The sequence below is a fragment of the Paraburkholderia dioscoreae genome (assembly GCF_902459535.1).
GTDB lineage: Bacteria > Pseudomonadota > Gammaproteobacteria > Burkholderiales > Burkholderiaceae > Paraburkholderia > Paraburkholderia dioscoreae.
This window is the reverse complement of record NZ_LR699554.1, coordinates 3,207,765-3,228,300: the sequence shown is the minus strand read 5'-3', so window position 1 is coordinate 3,228,300 and position 20,536 is coordinate 3,207,765. Positions and strand designations below refer to the sequence as shown.

The 20,536-nt window shown below is 61.6% G+C and carries 18 protein-coding genes; 8 read left to right on the top strand and 10 right to left on the bottom strand.

Annotated features, from left to right (window positions below; translation table 11 throughout):
- Positions 1-51: 51 nt before the first annotated feature.
- Positions 52-942 carry a 2OG-Fe(II) oxygenase gene (locus tag PDMSB3_RS34515; protein ID WP_007178395.1) on the bottom strand — a complete coding sequence of 297 codons (891 nt, stop codon included), beginning with the start codon at positions 940-942 and terminating at the stop codon, positions 52-54.
- Between the two features lie 377 nt (positions 943-1,319).
- Here PDMSB3_RS34515 and PDMSB3_RS34510 point away from each other — a divergent pair, with 377 nt between their 5' ends.
- Positions 1,320-1,766 (top strand): hypothetical protein, encoded by a 447-nt coding sequence (locus PDMSB3_RS34510; protein WP_007178394.1) that lies wholly within the window; start codon positions 1,320-1,322, stop codon positions 1,764-1,766.
- A gap of 10 nt (positions 1,767-1,776) precedes the next feature.
- On the opposite strand, the gene PDMSB3_RS34505 is transcribed toward PDMSB3_RS34510, so the two are convergent.
- Positions 1,777-2,040: a hypothetical protein gene (locus PDMSB3_RS34505; protein WP_007178393.1), complete on the bottom strand. Its 264-nt coding sequence runs from the start codon at positions 2,038-2,040 to the stop codon at positions 1,777-1,779.
- 376 nt (positions 2,041-2,416) lie between these two features.
- Here PDMSB3_RS34505 and PDMSB3_RS34500 point away from each other — a divergent pair, with 376 nt between their 5' ends.
- The 3 genes from PDMSB3_RS34500 (at position 2,417) to PDMSB3_RS34490 (ending at position 4,080) form a co-directional block, all read left to right on the top strand.
- Complete coding sequence (locus PDMSB3_RS34500) at positions 2,417-2,866, top strand: hypothetical protein (RefSeq protein ID WP_232064399.1); 450 nt, start codon at positions 2,417-2,419, stop codon at positions 2,864-2,866.
- Between the two features lie 102 nt (positions 2,867-2,968).
- Complete coding sequence (locus tag PDMSB3_RS34495) at positions 2,969-3,373, top strand: carboxymuconolactone decarboxylase family protein (RefSeq protein ID WP_165189427.1); 405 nt, start codon at positions 2,969-2,971, stop codon at positions 3,371-3,373.
- A 56-nt stretch (positions 3,374-3,429) separates the two neighbouring features.
- Positions 3,430-4,080 (top strand): BON domain-containing protein, encoded by a 651-nt coding sequence (locus PDMSB3_RS34490; RefSeq protein WP_165189424.1) that lies wholly within the window; start codon positions 3,430-3,432, stop codon positions 4,078-4,080.
- A 106-nt stretch (positions 4,081-4,186) separates the two neighbouring features.
- Here PDMSB3_RS34490 and phbB read toward each other — a convergent pair whose 3' ends face one another.
- From phbB to PDMSB3_RS34450, 8 genes are all read right to left on the bottom strand, one after another.
- Positions 4,187-4,909, bottom strand: a complete 723-nt coding sequence (gene phbB / locus PDMSB3_RS34485) for an acetoacetyl-CoA reductase (protein ID WP_007178389.1) — start codon at positions 4,907-4,909, stop codon at positions 4,187-4,189.
- 84 nt (positions 4,910-4,993) lie between these two features.
- On the bottom strand, positions 4,994-5,755 hold the full coding sequence (fabI, locus tag PDMSB3_RS34480) for an enoyl-ACP reductase FabI (RefSeq protein WP_197740321.1): 762 nt from the start codon (positions 5,753-5,755) through the stop codon (positions 4,994-4,996).
- A gap of 8 nt (positions 5,756-5,763) precedes the next feature.
- Positions 5,764-6,957 carry an acetate/propionate family kinase gene (locus PDMSB3_RS34475; protein WP_007178387.1) on the bottom strand — a complete coding sequence of 398 codons (1,194 nt, stop codon included), beginning with the start codon at positions 6,955-6,957 and terminating at the stop codon, positions 5,764-5,766.
- On the bottom strand, positions 6,954-8,357 hold the full coding sequence (locus PDMSB3_RS34470) for a bifunctional enoyl-CoA hydratase/phosphate acetyltransferase (RefSeq protein ID WP_165189421.1): 1,404 nt from the start codon (positions 8,355-8,357) through the stop codon (positions 6,954-6,956). The genes PDMSB3_RS34475 and PDMSB3_RS34470 overlap by 4 nt, the downstream gene beginning before the upstream one ends.
- An 8-nt stretch (positions 8,358-8,365) precedes the next feature.
- On the bottom strand, positions 8,366-10,168 hold the full coding sequence (locus PDMSB3_RS34465; protein WP_165189418.1) for a PHA/PHB synthase family protein: 1,803 nt from the start codon (positions 10,166-10,168) through the stop codon (positions 8,366-8,368).
- 412 nt (positions 10,169-10,580) lie between these two features.
- Complete coding sequence (locus PDMSB3_RS34460; RefSeq protein WP_007178384.1) at positions 10,581-11,048, bottom strand: acyl-CoA thioesterase; 468 nt, start codon at positions 11,046-11,048, stop codon at positions 10,581-10,583.
- Positions 11,049-11,116: 68 nt separating this feature from the next.
- Positions 11,117-12,049 carry a branched-chain amino acid transaminase gene (locus PDMSB3_RS34455; RefSeq protein ID WP_007178383.1) on the bottom strand — a complete coding sequence of 311 codons (933 nt, stop codon included), beginning with the start codon at positions 12,047-12,049 and terminating at the stop codon, positions 11,117-11,119.
- Positions 12,046-15,645, bottom strand: coding sequence for an indolepyruvate ferredoxin oxidoreductase family protein (locus PDMSB3_RS34450; protein WP_165189415.1), 3,600 nt, complete (start codon positions 15,643-15,645; stop codon positions 12,046-12,048). Before PDMSB3_RS34450 ends, PDMSB3_RS34455 begins: the two co-directional genes overlap by 4 nt.
- A 96-nt stretch (positions 15,646-15,741) precedes the next feature.
- Between PDMSB3_RS34450 and PDMSB3_RS34445 the strand changes: the two genes are divergently transcribed.
- From PDMSB3_RS34445 to PDMSB3_RS34430, 4 genes are all read left to right on the top strand, one after another.
- The gene (locus PDMSB3_RS34445) at positions 15,742-16,647 is read left to right on the top strand and encodes a LysR family transcriptional regulator (RefSeq protein WP_007178381.1); all 906 of its coding nucleotides are present in this window, start codon (positions 15,742-15,744) and stop codon (positions 16,645-16,647) included.
- Between the two features lie 229 nt (positions 16,648-16,876).
- Positions 16,877-17,959: a LacI family DNA-binding transcriptional regulator gene (locus PDMSB3_RS34440; RefSeq protein WP_007178380.1), complete on the top strand. Its 1,083-nt coding sequence runs from the start codon at positions 16,877-16,879 to the stop codon at positions 17,957-17,959.
- Between the two features lie 193 nt (positions 17,960-18,152).
- Positions 18,153-18,824 (top strand): isochorismatase family cysteine hydrolase, encoded by a 672-nt coding sequence (locus PDMSB3_RS34435; RefSeq protein WP_157187727.1) that lies wholly within the window; start codon positions 18,153-18,155, stop codon positions 18,822-18,824.
- A gap of 145 nt (positions 18,825-18,969) precedes the next feature.
- The gene (locus tag PDMSB3_RS34430; RefSeq protein ID WP_165189413.1) at positions 18,970-20,535 is read left to right on the top strand and encodes an ABC transporter substrate-binding protein; all 1,566 of its coding nucleotides are present in this window, start codon (positions 18,970-18,972) and stop codon (positions 20,533-20,535) included.
- The last annotated feature ends 1 nt before the right edge of the window (position 20,536 follow it).

Sequence of the window (20,536 nt, the reverse complement as noted above, 5' to 3'; positions counted from 1 at the left end):
GTCCGGCGGGGCGCGAGCCTGGCCGCCCGCCGGACGATTGCAGCTGATCCGTTATACCTGAGCGCGCGGCACGAAGCGGCGCGTACGGATCCATTTGGTGGCCACCCACTTCTCGCCCACCCGCAACGGTGTGCTCGTATGCAGGGAGCTTGGATCGGCAAGCCCGAACCGGTTGCCGTATTCGAAGTAGAGCGCCTGGCCGCGCCGCGGCACCACCGACCATCCGGTCTGCGGGAACATGGTTTCGCCGCCGCCTTCCACATCGTTCAGATACATCAGCAGCGTGCCCACGCGTTGCCCGCTGCGCGCGATCGACTCCTGATTCGCCGGGTTACCCGCGATCAGATAGTCGACGTGCGGCGTCGATTCGGCGCCCACTTCGTAATGCAGTAGTTGCAGGCCTTCGCCGTTCTCGACAGGCAGACCCGTTAGCTCGGCAATCCGTGCTTCCAGGCGCGCGATCAGCGGTGTCTCGCCCAGACGAAAAAACATTCCGTCGCTGCTGCGGTGGCCAGCCACGACGTTACGGCCGGTCACGGGATCGACCACGGTCGAACGGCTCAGTCGCGGCCGCGCAAGCGAGATCAATTGTTCGCATTCGTTCGCACTCAGAAAATCGTCGAGCAGTATCGCGGCCGGCCGCTGCATGCGCGAAATCACGCGAGTCTTGCGCTCGCCGAGCCGGATCAGGGGTCCGTCCGGCACGCGCAGCGGCTCCGGTTCGTAAGCGACCGGCGCAGCGCCTATTTCGAGCGTCTCGCCGGGCAACGGTGTGCCGTACAGGAAAGACGAAGCGACCGCGTTGACCATCGCCGACGCGAGTTCGACTGCATTTTTTCGATCGACCAGCTCGCGCACAATCGCCTGTGGGGCGACGCCGCGTGTGAGATTCTGAGCGATCCAGTCGCGTACTTCGGCGGGAAAACTAACGGTTATGGACATCGGGGTGTCGAGCTATGGGCTGGAAGGGAGTATCGCAGGTGGTCTTATTGCGGACGGCGGTTGGGACCGGGAACAGCCGGGCGCAGGGCGCCTGCTTCGTGGAAGTCGTGATGGCGATCTATCGGCCCTGGTTGCCGCGGCACTCAAAATGTTGCGAGCCCGACTGAATGATGTCGGCTTGCAGCACATCCGGCTGCAATTTCTCGAGTCATCCAGGCGAGCCCGAACCGACATTTTTCCACGTAACTATGGCGCACGGGTGACGGAAAAAAATTAAGCGCGCGCAAGCGCAATCGCGTCGCGTTTCCAGAGCCCGACTTTGCGGGTGGATAAACGGTATATACTGTTTATATCGTTTGTAACTCTGGAGATTTTCTATGACCGCACCGAGCATCAAAAAACCATCCAAGAAGACATTTCATTTCCCTAAAGGCGCGGCCGCCGCCAATCCCGCGGATGAGAGCGAGGCAGTCGGGGCCGACGCGACTGTAGCCACGAAGAAAGGAAATACGACGGCCAAAAAGGCGGCAAAGCGGCGTGCGTCGGCGACCGTCGAAGCTACGCCTGTCAAAGCCGCAGTGGAAGCGAAAGCCAAACGCATCAAGAAGGAAAAGGTGGTGCGAGACAGCTTCACCATGCCGAAGTCCGACTACGACAAAATTGCTGCGTTGAAGCAGAAGTGTCTGGCAGCGGGAGTATCGGTGAAGCGAAGCGAAATTCTGCGCGCGGGTTTGTTTCTGCTCGAATCGGCAACGCCGAAGCGGCTGCTGGAAGCTGTATCCGCCGTAGAGCAGGTGAAGACCGGCCGCCCCGCCAAATCGTAGGTTTTTTTCGTTAAGTGCGGATGACGAAGCCGTTAGCCGGCCGCCTCGCCGGATAGCGGCTTTCGAACGTCTGATGCATTCGCTTCAGGAGCGAGAGGTATTTTTGGCCCTGAGGCGTGAGCACGATTTCCGCCGCTATCGCGTTCGCTTCGTCCCAAAGTCGTTCGAATTTGTCGCGGGCAACGGTGCCTGGCAGCCCGGACGCAATCAGTTCCGCAAAATCCCGGTCGATTGCTTCGGGCGAACGGACAGACTTGGCGGCATGGTCGGACATCTCGTGAGCACTCCAGGGAAGTGATGACCGCGTACCCAATCGGCCAGTCCGCAACAGCGGATCTCCGGATAGGTACTGCCGGAGCCTGCTCGCCGCAACAACACAGTGCATTCTGCGGCGCCGTGTGGAAGTTCCGCGCAGAGGCTTTCTCTCGCTCGTGATCGAGCAAGGGATCTTGATGCATTGTTGAGGAGCACGGCTAAAAGGTCAACGCCACTTCTTCGCTCGCTGCCCCGCCTTGTATCGACGACAGGTCGCTGAACGCTTATCCGGGCGCTGGCGCGCTCCGGTCGCTCGTTGATGTATCTCAACTGGAGCGGCCACTCCGGCAGCTATCCTGATTTGAGCGGGGCTTCGGGATGAAGCGACGGAGGGCATGATGAACTGCGAGTATCAACATGAACCGAACCGGCATCGACGGTGGATCCGGTCGTTTCAGTTCGTTGCCTTGAGCGGATTGCTTGCAGCCGCCGTCACGTGGGCGGGTTCCGTCTACGACCATCCGCTGGACGCGGCAATCATGGCCGGCATGGCGGCGCCCGAGTGCGCCGGGGTGCGCAAAATCACGGCCGGGTCGCTGCTACCGGCGAGACAGCCGGATGACGATATCTGCCGATCCTTCTTCCTCTATCGAACGACGTTTCCCGACGCGACGGACAACGAGCGCGCTTACGTTACATCCATTGCGCAGGATCGGACCGATGAATTCAGGCAACTGATCGGTTACGCGTCCCTGTTGTCGCTCGCGGCGGTCGGTGTGGCGCTTGCGTTAGCGTTGGCGTTTCGTTCCTTGCACGGCCGGTATCGGCATTCTGAGCGGCGCTAGAACGATGGAATACGAACGTCAGGATCTCTTGCAACGCGGATCGCGTATCACATGGACGAGGCACGAAAAGCGTGCCATCCCACCCACTTAAGGCGGCGAATCATGGAAACGAACTACCCTGAACGGCATCATGAATTGCAAACGGTACTCGGCAAGATGCGGCGCGAGATTGCCGGTCCGATGAGCGGCTTCGAGCATCTTCACAAGGAAGCTGTTTCAGGCGGTGAACTGTCGGGCAAGCACAAGGAACTGATCGCGCTCGCGATCGCCATTGCGCTGCGTTGCGACGACTGCCTCGCCTGGCACGTACACGATGCGACGCGGGCGGGCGCTTCGCGGCAGGAAATTCTCGAAACGGTGAGCGTCGCCGTCATGATGGGTGGAGGGCCCGCCGTGGTGTACGCATGCCACGTATTCGACGCGATCGAGCAGTTCGAAGGCCGTGACGGCGGTTTGCCATCGGCGTCCGGATTTCTGTCTGCGGGTGTCGGTCGCGGGGCTGCCTGACGGCGAAGTCAGTCGTCATTCACGCGGATGACCATGGAAAACGAAAGGAGAGCGCAATGAAAACGGACACGCAGTTGCAGGAGGAAGTTGCGGACGAATTGGCATGGGATCCGGCAGTGTCCTTGACGGACATCGAGCTCGAGGTGAAAGACCGGGTGGTCACGCTGTCCGGCCATCCGGCCAGTTATGCGGAAAAGCTGGCTGCCGAGAAGGCGGCGAAGCGGGTGGCGGGCGTGAAGTCGGTAGTCGTCAAGATGGATATCCGCTTGCCGCACAGCGATGTCAGAACGGACGAGGACATTGCGACCGCTGTCCGGTCGATCCTGAAGTGGACCGTTGGAGTGTCGGACGTCAACGTTCAGGTGGAAGTCGACAATGGCTGGGTGACGTTGCGAGGCAGGCTTGAGCGAGCCTATCAGCGTCATCTCGCAGCGCGCATGATCAACCCCATGCGCGGTGTGACGGGACTGTCGAATCTCATCGAAGTGCATGAGAGCCCGGCAGGGGACGATATCGGCGACAGCATTCGCAAAGCCCTCGTGCGTCATGTCGAGCGCGAAGCGGATCACATTGGCGTCAGCGTGCGTGACGGCACGGTAACGCTGACCGGAAAGGTCGGCTCTTATGCCGAGCGGTCGATCGTGCGCGGAGCCGCTTGGGGGGCGCCCGGCGTGCACGCGGTCAACGACGATCTGACCATCGGATAGCCATACGCCTGTTGCGAGTACGGGCGCCTCGCGGAGAAGACGTTCCGTCGATTGGCCCGCAATGGCGGTACTTTTGCCGTAGCGTGGTGTCCTGGTGTTGCGTAGCTCACGCCATATATTTGCCGCCGTTGATCGAAAGCGTGGCTCCGTTGATGAACGCCGCCTCATCGGCAACAAGGAAGACGACGCCGCGCGCAATTTCATCCGTGGTGGCCAGTCTTCCCGCCGGTACGCCGCTGACGATCGTTTTCAGAATCTCATCCGGCACACCGCGCACCATGCCCGTATCCGTATAACCCGGGGCGATCACGTTGGCCGTAATGCCCCGGGATGCGCCTTCGAGCGCAAGCGCCTTGGTGAAACCGATAAGGCCCGCCTTTGCGGCTGAATAGTTCGTCTGGCCAAATTGCCCGGAAAGCGCGTTAACCGAACTGATATTCACGATCCGTCCGAAGCGGCGCTCGCGCATGCTTTCTATGACAGCCCGGCACGTATTGAAACAGCCGCCCAGATCCACGTCGATGACACTGCGCCATTGCTCCAGCGTCATTTTGTGTAATGTGCTGTCACGGGTGATGCCGGCGTTGTTCACGAGAATATCGATCGGCTCCGATTGTGCGACGATCTTGCCAATTGCTTGCTGGGTGGCATCGAAGTCGGCCACGTTCCAACTGAAGATGGGAATGCCAGTTTCTTTGTGGAATGCGTCCGCCTCGGCATCGTTACCGAAATAGTTGGCAATCACCGAATAGCCGCCGCTTTGCAACTGTTTCGCCGTTGCCGCACCGATTCCACTTACTCCGCCAGTAATCAATGCTGTTCTTGTCATTGCATGCTCCTTTTGGAAAGCTTAAAAACCTTGTATCTATCGAGTGCCATGTGAGAGCCCATGATCTGGATGGGTCCGGTCGGCTCATGCCGTAATATGGAAGCCCGCGTCCGCATAGATGGTGGATCCCGTCAGCGTCATGCCGGCCTCGCTCGCGAGCACGGTTGCAATCCGGCCAATTTCCTCGATCGTGACAAGATGCTTCGCGGGCGTATGCGAGCGGACGTCGTCGAGCAGTGCGTCGAAATGGTCGATGCCCGAGGCGGCGCGTGTTTTGACCGCGCCCGCCGAAATCGCATGGACATGAACGCGACGTGCCGCCAGATCGACGGCAAGATAACGCACGCTCGATTCGAGCGCGGCTTTGACGGGCCCCATCACGTTGTAGTGATCGACCGCGCGTTCGGCGCCCAGAAAGCTCACGGTCATCAGGCTGCCGCCGTCGGGCATCAACGGCAGCGCAAGCCTTGTCATACGGATGAACGAATGGCACGACACATCCATCGCGAGCGCGAAACCCTCGGCTGAGCAGTCGACGAGGCTCGCATGCAAGTCGTCGGCGGGTGCGAAGGCGATCGAGTGAAGCACGAAGTCGAGCCGCCCCCACTCTTTCGTGACCCGTTCGAAGACCGCTTCCAGTTGGCCCGGAACGCGCACATCACACGGCATGACAAGAGGTGACTGAAGCGCCTCGGCAACCGGACGGACGAACGGTTCGGCCTTGTCGTTCAGGTAGGTGACGGCCAGCTCCGCGCCGGCGGCGCGAAACAGCGTCGCGCAGCCGGTGGCGATGCTGTGTTCGTTCGCAATGCCAACCACCAGCCCGCGCTTGCCTGTCAGATCGATGATGGAATTCATGATTTCAATGCCTCGTTGTGCAATACGGAAATAGCCTCGTTGGCGATGATCTGCTCTTCATCGGTCGGCAGGACGAGCACCGTTATCTGGCTGCGCACGCTGCTGATTACGCGCGCATTGCTGTCGTTCGCGTCGCGATCGAGTTCGACACCCAGCCACGCGAGGCGCTCGCATACGGCAAGGCGCACGGAGGGTTGATGCTCGCCGATTCCGGCTGTGAAGACGAGGCTATCCAGACCACCCAGCGTGGCGGCGAGCCGCGCGGCCTCGCCTGCAATACGGAAAGCGAAGAGTTCCAGCGCTTCGCGGGCTTCCGGCCGGTGGCTCGCCTCCAGTTCCCGGCTGTCCGCGCTGATGCCGGAGACACCGAGCAGGCCGGACTTTTCATACAGCATATGCTCGACTTCCTTGACGTTCAGACCTTGCTGTTCGAGCAGATGCAGCACGACGCCGGCGTCGAGCGCGCCGCATCGCGTGGCCATGGGAATGCCGTCGAGTGTCGAGAAACCCATGCTCGAGTCGCGACTCGCGCCGTCCTCGAATGCACACAGGCTTGCGCCGCTACCCAGGTGGGCTGCGATGACCTTGCCGCTTGCGAGTTGCGGAAACTGCAGTTCGAGCTGGCCGTGAATGAACTGATAGGACAGCCCATGAAAGCCGTAACGCTTGATGCCCTTGTCGAAGAGTCCGCGTGGAATCGCGAAGCGTTGGACGAGAGCGGCCTGCGTGCGGTGAAAAGCCGTGTCGAACGACGCGGCCTGCAACAGATGAGGCCGCAGATGCCGGATCGCGCGGATCAGCCGCACGCTCTGGGGCTGATGCAGCGGCGCAAGCGGGACGAGTTCGGTAATAGCCGCAAGCGTTTCGTCGGTGACGGCGACGGGGCCGGCGAAGCGATCGCCGCCATGCACGACGCGATGACCGACCGACACGAGATCGTCGAGCGAAAAATGCGTGGCGAACCAGCCCAGCGTTTCGTCGAGCACATCGTGCAGATCTTCGGTGACGGCAGACTGAAGTGAGATGTCTAGAGTTTCGCCGCCGTTCACGAGGTGCAACTGCAAGGGCTGATGCCGGAAATCGATCATGCCCTGGCCGATTCTCGTGGCTTCACCGGCAACGACACGGAATAGCCCGATCTTGACCGTCGAAGAGCCGGGATTGAAGGTGAGGAGAAGCGGGGCGTTCATGATTGGAGCAGATCACCCAGGCTGCTTTCGGCGACGAGCCTGGCAAGCGCGACCGATGCGAGGCGTACCCGCAGGCTGTCGGCGCGGCTCGTCAGGATGATCGGCAGCCGCGCGCCGACAATGAGACCCGCGGCGTCGGCGCCGGCAAAATACACCAGTTGCTTCGCCAGCATGTTGCCGGCTTCCAGATCCGGAACGAGCAGGATGTCCGCCTGACCGGCCACCGGCGAGTGGACGCCCTTGGTCGTTGCCGCGGCGAGGCTGATCGCGTTGTCAAAGGCGAGCGGGCCGTCGACGAGAGCACCGGTTATCTGGCCGCGTGAGGCCATCACGGTGAGCGCAGCCGCGTCGAGTGTGGTCGGCATGGCCGGATTGACGGTTTCAACAGCCGCGAGCACGGCGAGCAGCGGCTGCTCGACGCCTAGAACATGCAGCAGGTCGATCGCGTTCTGGCAGATGTCGCGCTTCTGCGCGAGGGTCGGCGAGATATTGACCGCCGCGTCGGTGACGATCAGCGGTTTGGAGTAAGCGGGCACGTCCATCGCATAAACATGGCTGATCCGCCGGCCTGTTCTCAGGCCCGATCCGGAAGCGACGACCGCAGAGAGCAGTTCGTCGGTATGCAGCGTGCCCTTCATCAGCGCGGCGACCTTGCCGGCCGCGCCGAGTTCGACGGCGCGCGCGGCCGCCGCGTGGCTGTGCGCGACCGCCTCGATTGTGATGCCCGCGAGGCTCACCTGAGCGGCTTCGGCGGCGGCGCGGATTTTCGCTTCGGGCCCGACGAGTATCGGATCGAGCAGTCCTTCGTCGCGCGCCTCGAAGACTGCCTGAATGACATCCGGTGAACAGGGATGCACGACGGCCGTGCGCAGTGCGGTATGGGTGCGCGCTTCGCGGATGAACGCCTCGTAACGGTCATGCCGGCGCACGGTAACTTCAGGCTGAAGTGTGGGATGCCAGACAATCGGTGCAGATGGTGCGATCACCGTGGCCGTGCCGAGCAGGACGACGTCGCCCTTCTGGTTCGTGCAGCGCGTGTCGAGCAGAACGATCCGCTTGTCGGGGCGCTTTTCCTTCACGGTTACCGTGGCGGTGATCGTGTCGCCCGGTGTGACCGGGCGGCGGAACTGCAGATTCTGATCCAGATAGATCGTGCCGGGGCCAGGCAGCCTGGTGCCGAGCAGGGCGGAGATCAGGGCGCCGGTCCACATGCCGTGAACGACGATATGGCCGAACATGTCGTTCGAGGCGAAGGTTGCGTCGGTGTGGGCGGGATTGACGTCGCCGGAAACGGCGGCGAACAGATCGATGTCGAGCTGCCCCGCTGTCCGCACGAGCGATGCGGATTCACCGATCGCCAGTTCGTCGAAGGTACGATTGTGCAATAGAAGATCGTTCACGATTCCCCCTAGTGCTGGAAAATGTAGGTGCCTGGGGCGTCCGGAAGCTTGTCGGCGCTCCGGTCGGTGCCGATGGCCGGTGGTGCGACGAGTTCCGAGCTTGACCTGGCTTTGAGCCAGTCGGACCAGACGGGCCACCACGAGCCTTCCTGCTGCGTGGCAGCGGCCGTCCATTCATCGGGGCTCACGCGCAGATCGTCGGCGGTGGTTTCCTTGATTCTGAATTGCCGGTGCGGATGGCCCGGCTCGCTGACGATCCCCGCGTTGTGACCGCCGCTCGTCAGTACGAACGTGACTTCCGTGTCGGACAGATCGTGAATCTTGTAGACCGAACGCCACGGCGCGATGTGATCGCGCTCGGTGCCCACCACGAACATCGGCACCCGGATGTTGTGAATCGAAACCGGCCGCCCGTTCACCTGATACCGGCTGGACGCGAGGTCGTTGTCGAGGAACAGTTGACGCAGATATTCCGAGTGCATGCGGTACGGCATGCGAGTGGCGTCCGCGTTCCACGCCATCAGATCGATCATCGGCGCGCGCTCGCCCAGCAGGTAGTCATGCACGATGCGCGACCAGATGAGATCGTTCGATTGCAGAAGCTGGAACGCGCCGGCCATCTGATGCGCGCCGAGATAGCCCTGCGACCACATCATGCTTTCGAGGAAATACACCTCGCTGTCGTCGATGAAGAGCTCCAGTTCGCCAGGCTCGGTGAAATCCGTTTGCGCCGCGAACAGCGTGACCGATGCCAGCCGGTTATCGCCCGAGCCTGCCATTGCTGCCGCCGCGATCGACAGCAGCGTGCCGCCGAGGCAATAGCCGGTTGCGTGGATCTTGTGGTCCGGGACGATCTTCGAGACGGTGTCGAGCGCGGCCATCACGCCCAGTTGCCGGTAATCTTCAAGACTGAGGTCGCGGTCGTCGGCGTCGACGTTGCGCCACGAGACGCAGAACACGGTGTGCCCCTGTCCGACCAGATAGCGGATCAGCGAGTTATGCGGCGACAGATCCAGGATGTAGTACTTCATGATCCACGCGGGGACGATCAGCACCGGCTCGGCAACCACCTCGTCGGTCGTGGGGCTGTATTGGATCAGTTCGATCAGATGATTGCGAAAGACAACCTTGCCCGGCGTCGCGGCGAGATTGACGCCCACCTTGAACTGTTCGAGGCCCGCGGGGGGCGTCCCGCTCTGCTGGCGCATCGCGTCTTCAAGCGCGTTGCGTGCGCCCTGAACCAGGCTCATGCCGGCTGTCGACATGGCGCGCTGCGACACCTCCGGGTTGGTGAGCAGAAAATTGGTAGGCGCCAGTATATCGAGCAACTGGCGCGCGACGAACGACACGACGTCTTCATGATGACGGGTAGTGCCGGGCACTTCGCGCGTGGCCGTATTCCACCATTGCTCGGCGAGCAGAAATGTCTGCTGCCACAGCCGGTATGGTTCGGTCTGCCACACGTCGGCACGAAAGCGGTCGTCTTTCGAGGACGGCTCTGCCAGCACCGGGGCGTAAATGCCGGAGGAAACATGGGTGAGATAGTCGGCGATACGCCTCGTGTTCAATGCGCAAAGCGACGCGAGTTCCAGTTGCTTGCCGGGCGCCGCCGCAAGATGGATAAACCAGTCGGAGAGTGCTGCGCCGAGCGAGGCGGGCGACAGACCCGCCGTCAACCGCGCGATCATGGCTTCCTTGGCATGGTCCAGTTCACGGAACGGCGCGGCAGAATCGGAGACGGCAGAACTGTCCGGCGCTGCATGATGTTCTGCGCGAGGTTCTGCGCGAGCCGGCTTGGAGCGAGTGTCCATCTGAGTTCCTTTTGATTGTCCTGCGCGCGCGGCAGTATGGCCGAACGAACTGGCGACAGCAGGACAGCTAGTACGGAAGAAGGGCGGCAAAACGAGAACTGCCTGTGACAGTAGACGTTCCCCGGCACGCCGACATTGCGGGCGCCTATGGAAGCGTGCTCTTATGCTCCATGATTGTGCGCCGCAACAAGATCGTGAGTGTTGACTGTAGCGTTGCCCTGGACGCCGCTGTTGATCTGGGTCAAGAGACGATCGGGCGGCTTTTTTCCCGCGCAAGGTGCAGGTGAACGATAGTTTTTATATGAGACCTGCTGCCTTGATTCCGTCATATTTGCGCTATGCGGAAGGCGTCGCGAGCGGCAATTTAACGCGCTCGGCGAGCGCGGGTACGTTCCTTACGAACTCTCTCTGGCTAGCTGACGGAATTCGCGTCGGGCACCAAGGTGGGCCCAGCGGCAGAAGGTGTGGAAACGGCGTTATTGGGCGGCAGAGGGCGAGGCATTCGCATCGAGTCGGTGGCGACAAAGGTGAGGGTAGCCTCCGTTACCTTGACGACGTCGGCCGCCATGCCCATGCGTTGAGCGAAGACTTCCACGTTGACGGTGATCGACGTACGTCCCTCGCGGACGATATCCGCATAGAAGCTCAGCAGATCGCCGATAAAAACGGGCTGCCTGAACGTGAACGAATTGACCGCGATGGTGACGACGCGGCCATTCGCGCGCCGGCTGGCGGGAATCGATCCGGCGATATCGACATGCGACATGATCCAGCCGCCGAACACATCGCCGTGTACGTTGGCGCTCGACGGTTGGGGCACGACGCGCAGCACGGGCATCGCGTCGGCGGGAAGGCGTTCGGAGGATGAGGATGCGGGCATGGCGGTCTCGTGTCGTAAGTAAGCCGGGAGCGGCACGACAGCGCCCGGCTTCCCGGCAGATATCGGGTTCAGCGGACCACGCGCGTGAGCCAGTGCGCGTAGCGGTCCGATTTGCCGGCAACCGCGGCGAAGAACGTTTCCTGCAGCGACGCCGTGATAGGCCCACGCTCGCCGTTGCCGATCACGCGATCGTCGAGTTCGCGAATGGGCGTGACCTCGGCTGCCGTGCCCGTGAAAAAAGCTTCGTCGGCGCAATACATTTCATCGCGCGTAATGCGTTTTTCGACGACATGAAGGCCCTGATCCCGCGCGATTTCAATCACCGACGCGCGCGTGATGCCGTCGAGGCAGGAGGCCAGGTCCGGCGTATACAACGCGCCGTTGCGCACGATGAAAACGTTTTCCCCCGCGCCCTCGGACACATAGCCTTCCGTGTCGAGCAGCAAGGCCTCGTCGTAACCGTTACGGGTGACTTCGCGATTGGCCAGAATCGAATTGATGTAGTAGCCGCTTGCCTTGGCGCGAACCAGCGACACATTCACATGATGACGCGATAGCGAAGACGTCTTGACACGAATTCCGCGCGCGAGTCCCTCCTCGCCGAGATAGCTGCCCCAAGGCCACGCGGCAATGCCGACGTGAACCGTGTTGCCGCGCGCACCGAGGCCCATCTGTTCGCTGCCGAGCCACACGAGAGGACGCAGATAGCACGCTGTCAGCTGATTGCGGCGCACCACTTCCAGCTGCGCGTCGCGAATCGTCTCCACGCTGAAGGGCACGGTCATTTCGAAGATTTTCGCGGAATTGAAGAGTCTTTTCGTATGGTCGTCGAGCCGGAAAATCGCCGGACCCGCAGCAGTCCCGTATGCCCTGACGCCTTCGAATACGGCCATGCCATAGTGGAGCGAATGAGTCAGAAAGTGGAGTTGCGCATCGCGCCACTGCACCAGTTCGCCATCCAGCCAGATCACGCCATCGCGGTCATGCATTGTCGAGTTCATAACGATTTTTCGAAAGGTTGAGAAGATGAAACGGGCGGCGTGCCGGCCGCATCGGCGCGGTATTCGGCAAGCCAGCGTTCGCGCTTCGTTGCCGCGGCGAGCACGTTGCGCTCCTTGACGTGACCGAAACCGCGAATCTCGTCCGGCAGATTGGCGAGTTTCATTGCCGCATCGAAACGGGCGGTGTCGAGCGTTGCGCAGAATTCGTCGACCAGTGCGAAGTACTGCTCGATCAGATCACGTTCATTGCGCCGCTCTTGCGTCTTGCCGAATACGTCGAATGCCGTGCCGCGCAGGAATCTGAATTTTTCGAGTGCGCGGAACATCGTGAGCGTCCATTGCCCGAATCTTTGTTTTTTCAGGTGGCCGTGTTCGTCGCGTTTGGTGAGCAATGGCGGCGCGAGATGGAACGCAAGCTTGTAATCGCGACCCGGCTCGCCTTCGAACTGGGCACGCAGTTTGTCCATATAGGCCGGGTCCGCATAGAGACGGGCCACTTCGTACTCGTCCTTATAGGTCATCAGTTTCGCCAGATTGCGCGCGACCACCGGCGTGAGGCGAGGCTTCGACCCGGACACCACGGCCGCTTCCTTCGCGCGCAGCCGTTCTACGGCTTCGACATAGCGCGCTGCATAACGCGGGTTCTGATAGACGCTCAGCCGCTCGACATTGCGCTCGATCAACCGGTCCAACGATTCGGGCATCTGCACGACAATGGCCTGCTGCTTGCCGGCCAGCGGCGTGAAAGCATCCGCGGCGGTTTCACCGTGCTGCGCGACGTAGCGGCCCCATTCGAACGCCAGACGATTTTTTTCCACGGCGACGCCATTCAGTTCGATCGCGCGATCGAGACTTTCGTAGCTGAGCGGCAGCCAGCCGCGTTGCCACGCAAAGCCGAGCAACAGCGGATTGGCATAGAGCGTGTCGCCTAACAGCGCGAGCGCAAGACGATTGGCGTCGATAAAGTCGCAGTCGTCGCCGATGCTTGCGTGCAGATCCTGTTGTGTCTGATCGGCCGGAAAACTCCAATGCGGATCCCGCACGAACTGTGCGGTCGGCGTGGCGCCGCTGTTGATCGCCGCTTTCGTTACGCCGCGTTGCGTGCGTGCCAGCACTTCAGCGGAAGCGGAGACGATCGCATCGCAGCCGAGAATCAGGCGCGCTTCACCGGCCGCGATCCGCGTTGCGTGCAGTTGGTCGGGTGCTGCGGCGATCTGCACATGGCTGAGCACAGCGCCGCCTTTCTGCGCGAGCCCAGCCATATCGAGCACGGTGACGCCCTTGCTTTCGAGGTGAGCCGCCATGCCAAGCAAGCCGCCGATCGTCACGACGCCGGTTCCACCCACGCCCGTCACCAGCACGCCATACGGTTTGGATAGCGAAGCAATCGTAGGTCTGGGCAGCGCGGCGAAATCGGGCAACGCGGCTGCGGTCGCATGTTTAACGGGTTTTTTCACCTGCGCGCCTTCAGCCGTGACGAAACTCGGACAGAAGCCGTTCACGCACGAAAAATCTTTATTGCACGACGACTGGTTGATCTTTCGCTTGCTCCCGAGCAACGTTTGCAACGGCTCGACCGACAGGCAGTTCGATTCCACCGAACAGTCGCCGCAACCTTCGCACACCGCGTCGTTGATAAAAGCGCGTTTCGCCGGATCGGGATAGGTGCCGCGTTTGCGGCGCCGCCGTTTTTCGGTCGCACAGGTCTGGTCGTAGATCAGAATCGATGTACCCGCCACTTCGCGCAACTCGCGCTGCAAGCGGTCGAGTTCGTCGCGGTGATACACCTTCACGCCTTCTGGAAGGCGAACGTTCGCGTCGTATTTCTCCGGCTCGTCCGTCACGATCAGCACGTGTTTCGCGCCTTCGGCAACGACCTGAAACGCGATCTGCGGCACGGTGAGCACGCCATCCACCGGCTGGCCGCCGGTCATCGCGACCGCGTCGTTGTAGAGCACCTTGTAGGTGACGTTCGCGCCGGCCGCAATCGAAGCGCGAATCGCGAGCAGACCCGAATGAAAATAGGTGCCGTCGCCCAGATTGACGAACACGTGACGCTCATTCGTGAAATGCATCTGGCCGGTCCACGCAACGCCTTCGCCGCCCATCTGGCTGAAGGTCTCCGTGTTGCGGTCCATCCACATCGACATGTAGTGGCAGCCAATGCCGGCCAGTGCGCGTGAACCATCCGGCACGCGTGTCGACGTGTTGTGCGGGCAGCCCGAGCAGAACCAAGGTTGCCGTTCCGTCACGAAACGCAGCGTGGCCGCCTCGCGCTCCTTGGCCTCGATCACGGCAACGCGCGCATCGATTCGCGCCCGCAAATCGGCAGGCAGATCGGCTTTGGCGAGGCGCCGGGCGATCGCTTTCGCAATCAGGGCGGGCGACAGTTCGTAGTGCGCGGGCAGCAGGGTCTGTCCACGCGGCACCGACCATTCGCCGCCTTCGTCGTCGCGCTGGTCGAATTTGCCGAACACCTTTGGGCGCACGTCGTCGCGCCAGTTGTAGAGCTCCTCTTTGAGCGCATATTCGAGAATCTGGCGTTTCTCTTCGACCACCAGAATCTCGTCGAGCCCGGTTGCGAAGTCGCGCGCGTTCTGCGCGTCGAGCGGCCATACGCAACCCACTTTCAGCACGCGTATGCCAATGCGTGCGCAGGTTTCGTCGTCGAGCGAGAGGTCGGCGAGCGCCTGGCGCACGTCGAGATACGCCTTGCCGGCGGTCATGATCCCAAGGCGTGGATTGGGACTGTCGATCACCACGCGGTTCAGCTTGTTCGCGCGAATATAGGCGAGCGCCGCATACCACTTGTAGTTGAGCAGACGCGCTTCCTGCGCGAGCGGCGGATCGGGCCAGCGGATATTCAGGCCGCCTTCGGGCATCTCGAAGTCATCCGGCAGGACGATCTGCAAGCGGTCCGGGTCGATCTCGATCGACGCGCTCGATTCGACCACGTCCGTCACGCACTTCATCGCGACCCACAGACCCGCGTAGCGGCTCATGGCCCAGCCGTGCAGACCGTAGTCGAGATACTCCTGCACGCTTGCCGGATACAGCACCGGGATGCCGCTTGCCACGAACATGTGCTCCGATTGATGCGCGACCGACGACGACTTCGCCGCATGGTCGTCGCCCGCCAGCACCAGCACGCCGCCGTTCGGATCGGTGCCGGCCGAATTCGCGTGCTTGAAGACGTCGCCGGTGCGATCCACACCCGGCCCCTTGCCGTACCACATGCCGAATACACCGTCGACCTTCGCGCCCGGCCAGAGGTTGAGCTGCTGCGTGCCCCACACGGCAGTCGCCGCGAGATCCTCATTAACCCCCGGCTGGAATACCACGTCGTGTTCCTTCAGATGCTTCTTCGCTTTCCATAGACCCTGATCGAGCGCGCCGAGCGGCGAGCCGCGATAGCCCGACACATAGCCCGCGGTGTCGAGACCGGCGCGGCGGTCGCGCGCTTTCTGCAGCATAGGCAGCCGCACCAGCGCCTGAGTGCCGCTCATATAGACGCGGCCCTTTTCGAGCGCGTATTTGTCGTCGAGCGATACGTCGGCAAGCGCGTCACGTAGTGGCGGCATTAGCGGGGCGTTCATGGGGAAGTCTCCGGCGGCTTTATTGGAAGCGGAGTATAGGAAGCAGAATTTCCAACGTAAAATCACGAATACCGAATCCTGCTATTTGAAAAACACATGTCAAAAGACGTTACCCTGCGGCAGATGCGTTACTTCGTGGCTGCAGCCCAGAGCGGGCAGTTTTCGATGGCGGCGACGGCCGAGCACGTGTCGCAATCGGCGATCACCAATGCCGTGCTTGCATTGGAGGAAACCCTGGGTACGCGGCTCTTCGAGCGCCTGCCTCAAGGCGTCACGTTGACGCCAGACGGGCACGATTTTCTGAGCCACGCGAGACACATACTCGATTCGGTGCGCGACGCGGTTTACAAGGCGCCGTTCCGCTCGCACGATCTCAAAGGTACCGTGCGCATTGCTGCGTCGTATACCGTGTTGGGTTATTTCCTGCCGGAGTTGATGGCGCGGTTTCGCGCGACGTACCCCGACGTCGTGATCGATCTGCACGACCTTGACCGTGAATCGATCGAACAGGCCGTGCTCACCGGCGAGGTTGATCTCGGCATTGTTCTGCTATCGAATGTCGAAAATATCCGGCGTTTCCGTCACCATGTGCTGATCCGCTCGCGCCGACAGTTGTGGACCTCGCCCACCCATCCGCTCGCGCAACTCAATGCGCCTTCGCTCGCGGATATCGCGAGTTATCCGTACATTCTGATCACGGTAGACGAAGGCGAGCAATCCACGCTGCGCTACTGGAAGCAGAATGATGTCGAGCCGAATATCGCGTTTCGCACGAGTTCAATGGAGGCGCTGCGCGGTCTGGTCGCGCATGGCTTCGGCGTGACGATTCTGTCCGACATGGTGTTTCGCCCGTGGTCGCTGGAAGGCAAGCGGATCGACGCGCGACCCATTCTCAACGCGATTCCGCAGATGGATGCGGGCATGTTATGGCGTAAAGGCACGACGCTGGATACGCCGGCAGTGGCGTTTCAGCAGTTCCTCATTCATGCATGCGGGAGTTGAAAGCGGGACGTGATCTGTATGAAAAAAACTGCAGGGCGTTGCCCGAATTGATATTGGCGATCCTGTCATATCTGTTTTTCGCATACCCTGGCGGTTGTTTTTCCTCTGCACTGACAGCGGCCGACTCGCACCGCAAGCCCGAGCCGACATGGGGCAGAGCCGGGACGCACTATAATCGGCTCGATGCATCGATTCATTGAGAACCGATCGACGACTTCCGCCTTCCGTCATGCCCAAACAGAGAGCCAGCAAACCCGTTCAGCCTGCATTGCGCAGCCGAAAATCCCCGCAGGGCTCGCCCACCGTGCAGGACGTCGCGCGCCTCGCGAAGGTGTCGGTCGGCTCGGTGTCGCGGGTGCTCAACGGCCGCGAGAATGTGGCGCCGGCCATTCAGGAGGCGGTGCGCGCCGCGGTGGCGGAGTTGAATTTCGTGCCGAACGTGGTGGCGCGCAGCATGCGCAAGGGCAGCTCCAGCGCGATTGGCTGCCTGATTTCCGACATCACCCAGCACACCGCCGCGCAGATGGTAAGCGCGGCCGAAGAGCGCCTGCGGGCAAGGGGTTTCGAGATTCTGATCGCCAATTCCCATTACGACCTCGAGCGTGAGCGGGCCATTCTGTCGAGCCTCAAGCAGCGCCGCATCGACGGATTCATCGGTGCGATTTCCGACGACGAGACGCCTTCCTATTTCAACTTCCTGCACACCCTGAATATGCCCGTCGTGCTGTGGGAGCGCGACGCCCAGGGCGAATTTAATTCGGTGCTGACCGATCACGCCGACGGCTGCCGTCAGGCCGTGCGCTATCTCGCGTCGCTCGGCCATCGCTCCATTGCGCTCGTGGCCGGCCACGAAAACACGTGGGTGGGCCGCGAGATGGTGCGCGGCTATCAGGCCGCGTGCGAGGCCGCCGGCATCGCGCTCGATCCTGCGCTCGTGCTGCGTACCAGCGCATTTAACAAAGACGTCTGCCGCGCGCTGCTCACCGGTCCCGGGCGGCCTACCGCCATCATTGCCACGCTGAACGACGTGGCGGTCGTGCTCGAAGTGGTGCGGGAAACCGGGCTGTCGATTCCGGCCGACCTGTCGGTGATTTCCATCGGCGAGCACGAGTATTCGGGCATCGCGTCGCCGGCGTTGACCGTGGTGACGCAAAACCCGCGCGACGTGGGCCGCGAAGCCGCGGACATGATGTTGCAACTGATCGAGGGTTCCGCGCCGTCCGGCATTCGCCGCTCGAAACATCCAATGCGGATGATCGTGCGCGAGTCGTGCGGCGCGCCTCCCAGCCTGGCACGCCGCAAAAAGCGCTAGCCGGATTCGATTCCCAGGGTTTGTCCGACCGCAAAGTTGCTTGACAGCGGATTTTTCGTCGCTGACATTGCGTACACACCGAAAATGAATCGATTCACCAAATTCGAGGCGGGATATGGGCGACAGAAAAATCGGGTTACAGTCGAGGCAGGACAACAGCGAGGAAGGCGGCCGTGCAGGCCGTCGACGGTTTATGAAAACGGCAGGCGTGCTGGCCGGCGCGGTGGCGACCGGACTCGGTCTTGATGGCTGCGGAGACGGCGGGATCAGCGCCGCGTCTGCGCAGAGCGTGGGTGCGCAGATTCCGGCGATCGTGCCGGCGCAAACCGCGCTGGTGGTCATGCATTATCAGACCGACATTCTGGGGCTCTTTCCGTCTGTCGCGCCTACGCTGCTCGCCAACACGCGCAAGTTGTGCGATGCCGCGCGGGCCAAAGGCGTCAGCGTCTACTTCGCGAAGATCCAGTTCAGCCCGGGTTATCCGGAAGTCAGCCCGTTGAACAAGAACGGGCAAGGACTCAAACAACTCGGCCTTTTTATCAACGACAAAATCGCGCCGGAACTCGGCCAGCAGGCCAACGAACCGCTCATCGTCGGACATCGTGCCAGCGTGTTTTTCGGCACCGATCTGCAGGCGCGGCTTTCCGCGCAGGGTATCGATACGCTGATCATGGCCGGCATTGCGTCGACCGGCGTCGTGCTCTCGTCTGTCGGGTATGCGAGCGACGCGGACTTCCGCTTGTACACCGTCAAGGATTGCTGTTACGACCCGGACCAGGTCGTGCACGATCATCTTTTCTCCACCGCATTCGATTCGCGCACCACGGTGCTGTCGCTCGCCGACGCCTCGTTGCTGCTTGCCTAGGGCCGCTGCAAAGCGCGCTGAGCGCCCCAGTCAGGGTTTCCGATATTTTTGAAAAGTTGACTCGCCGCGCCAACCTCACTATTGTCTGTGAATCGATTCACTAAAATGTATTGAACGGCGCGGCATTGAAAAAGCAGAGGATTTCATGACTTTCAGCAACAGGCGACGACAACTCCTTCGCGCGGGCGCCGCGGGCATCGCGGGGCTTTCGCTGCCGCTCGCATTCGAAGGCCGCGTTTTCGCGGCGCAGGCAGGGGTGTTGTCGGTCGCCATTCCGAGCAATCCGCAAACGCTCGATCCGATCAACCAGCCGAATCACGACGTAATGGCGATCAACCAGCTGATCTTCGAGAATCTGGTCGGCGTCGACGCGCGCGGTCAGCGGGTGCCGCAACTGGCGCGCGCCTGGACGATTTCGCCGGACAAACTGACGTACACATTCGATCTGCAGCGCGGCGTGAACTTTCAGAACGGCCAGCCTTTCACGTCCGCTGACGTGAAATACAGCTTCGACTACGTGCTGAATCCCGCGAACAAGGCGTTCCGCCGGCCGTTCTGGACCGTGATCGATTCGGTCAGCACGCCGGATGCGAATACCGCCGTGATCCGCCTCAAGCGCCCTTACCGGCCGTTGCTCGACTACATGTCGAAGTACATGGGTATTTTTCCGGTAGGCAGCCGCGAGCAGCACCCAGCCGACTACTTCAAGCAGACGCCGATCGGTGTCGGCACCGGCCCGGCAATTTTCGTGCAGTCCAAGGCGAACGACTTTGTCGAATTGAAGCGCAATCCGGCTTACTGGGGCAAGGGCGAGCCGCATTGGGACAAGGTGGTGTTCCGCATCATTCCGGAAGAATCGTCGCGGCTTGCGTCGCTGATGTCGGACCAGACGCAGATCATCAGCGCGCCGCCGGCCCAGACGTTCGCGCAGATCCGCACGTCGGCGGGCCTCGCGGGCGATAGCCGTCCATCGCCGACCAGCCCGCTGATGATATGCCTGAACAACCGCAAGGCGCCATTCGACGACCCGGCGTTTCGCCGTGCCGTTTCGCTCGTGCTGGATCGGGGCAAGATTTGCCGCGATCTGTGCTATGGCGCGGTGAAGGCGAGCAGCATGCCGTTTGCGCCGGAGTCGCCGTGGTACGACGCAAGCTCGGCTGGAAGCCTGGCGTTCAATCTGGATCAGGCGCGAGCGGCGTTGAAAAGCTCGAAGTACGCGAGCGGCGCGTCGTTCGATCTGCTGTACGTGCAGCCTGCGTATCTGATCGATACATCATCCACGGCGCTGTTCATTCAGGCGCAACTGGCGTCGCTGGGCGTGCGCGTCAATCTGCGTCCGCTCGATTTCGGGCAGATGATTTCGCAGGTGCTGGTCGGCAACCACGCTGCGGCATTGACCGGTTTCATCGCGCCGCCGGAGCCGACGTATCTGCTCAATGCGCTGTTCCGGCCAACGGAAAGTCTCTGGAAAGCGAGCGGCTATGAGAGTGCAGAATTGCTGAAGCTGATCGACGACAGCTATCTGGTCGACGATCCTGCCGCGCTGAAGCCGATTCTCGCGAAGCTTCAGCAGGTGCTGGCGCGCGACTGTCCGGCGGTCTGGATCGGCGCGCTGGAAGTGCAGAACTTGTGGCGCAGCAATGTGAAGGATTTTCAGGTGAACGCCGGCTTCTCGCTGAAGCTCGACAACGTCTATCTCGCGAAGGCATGAG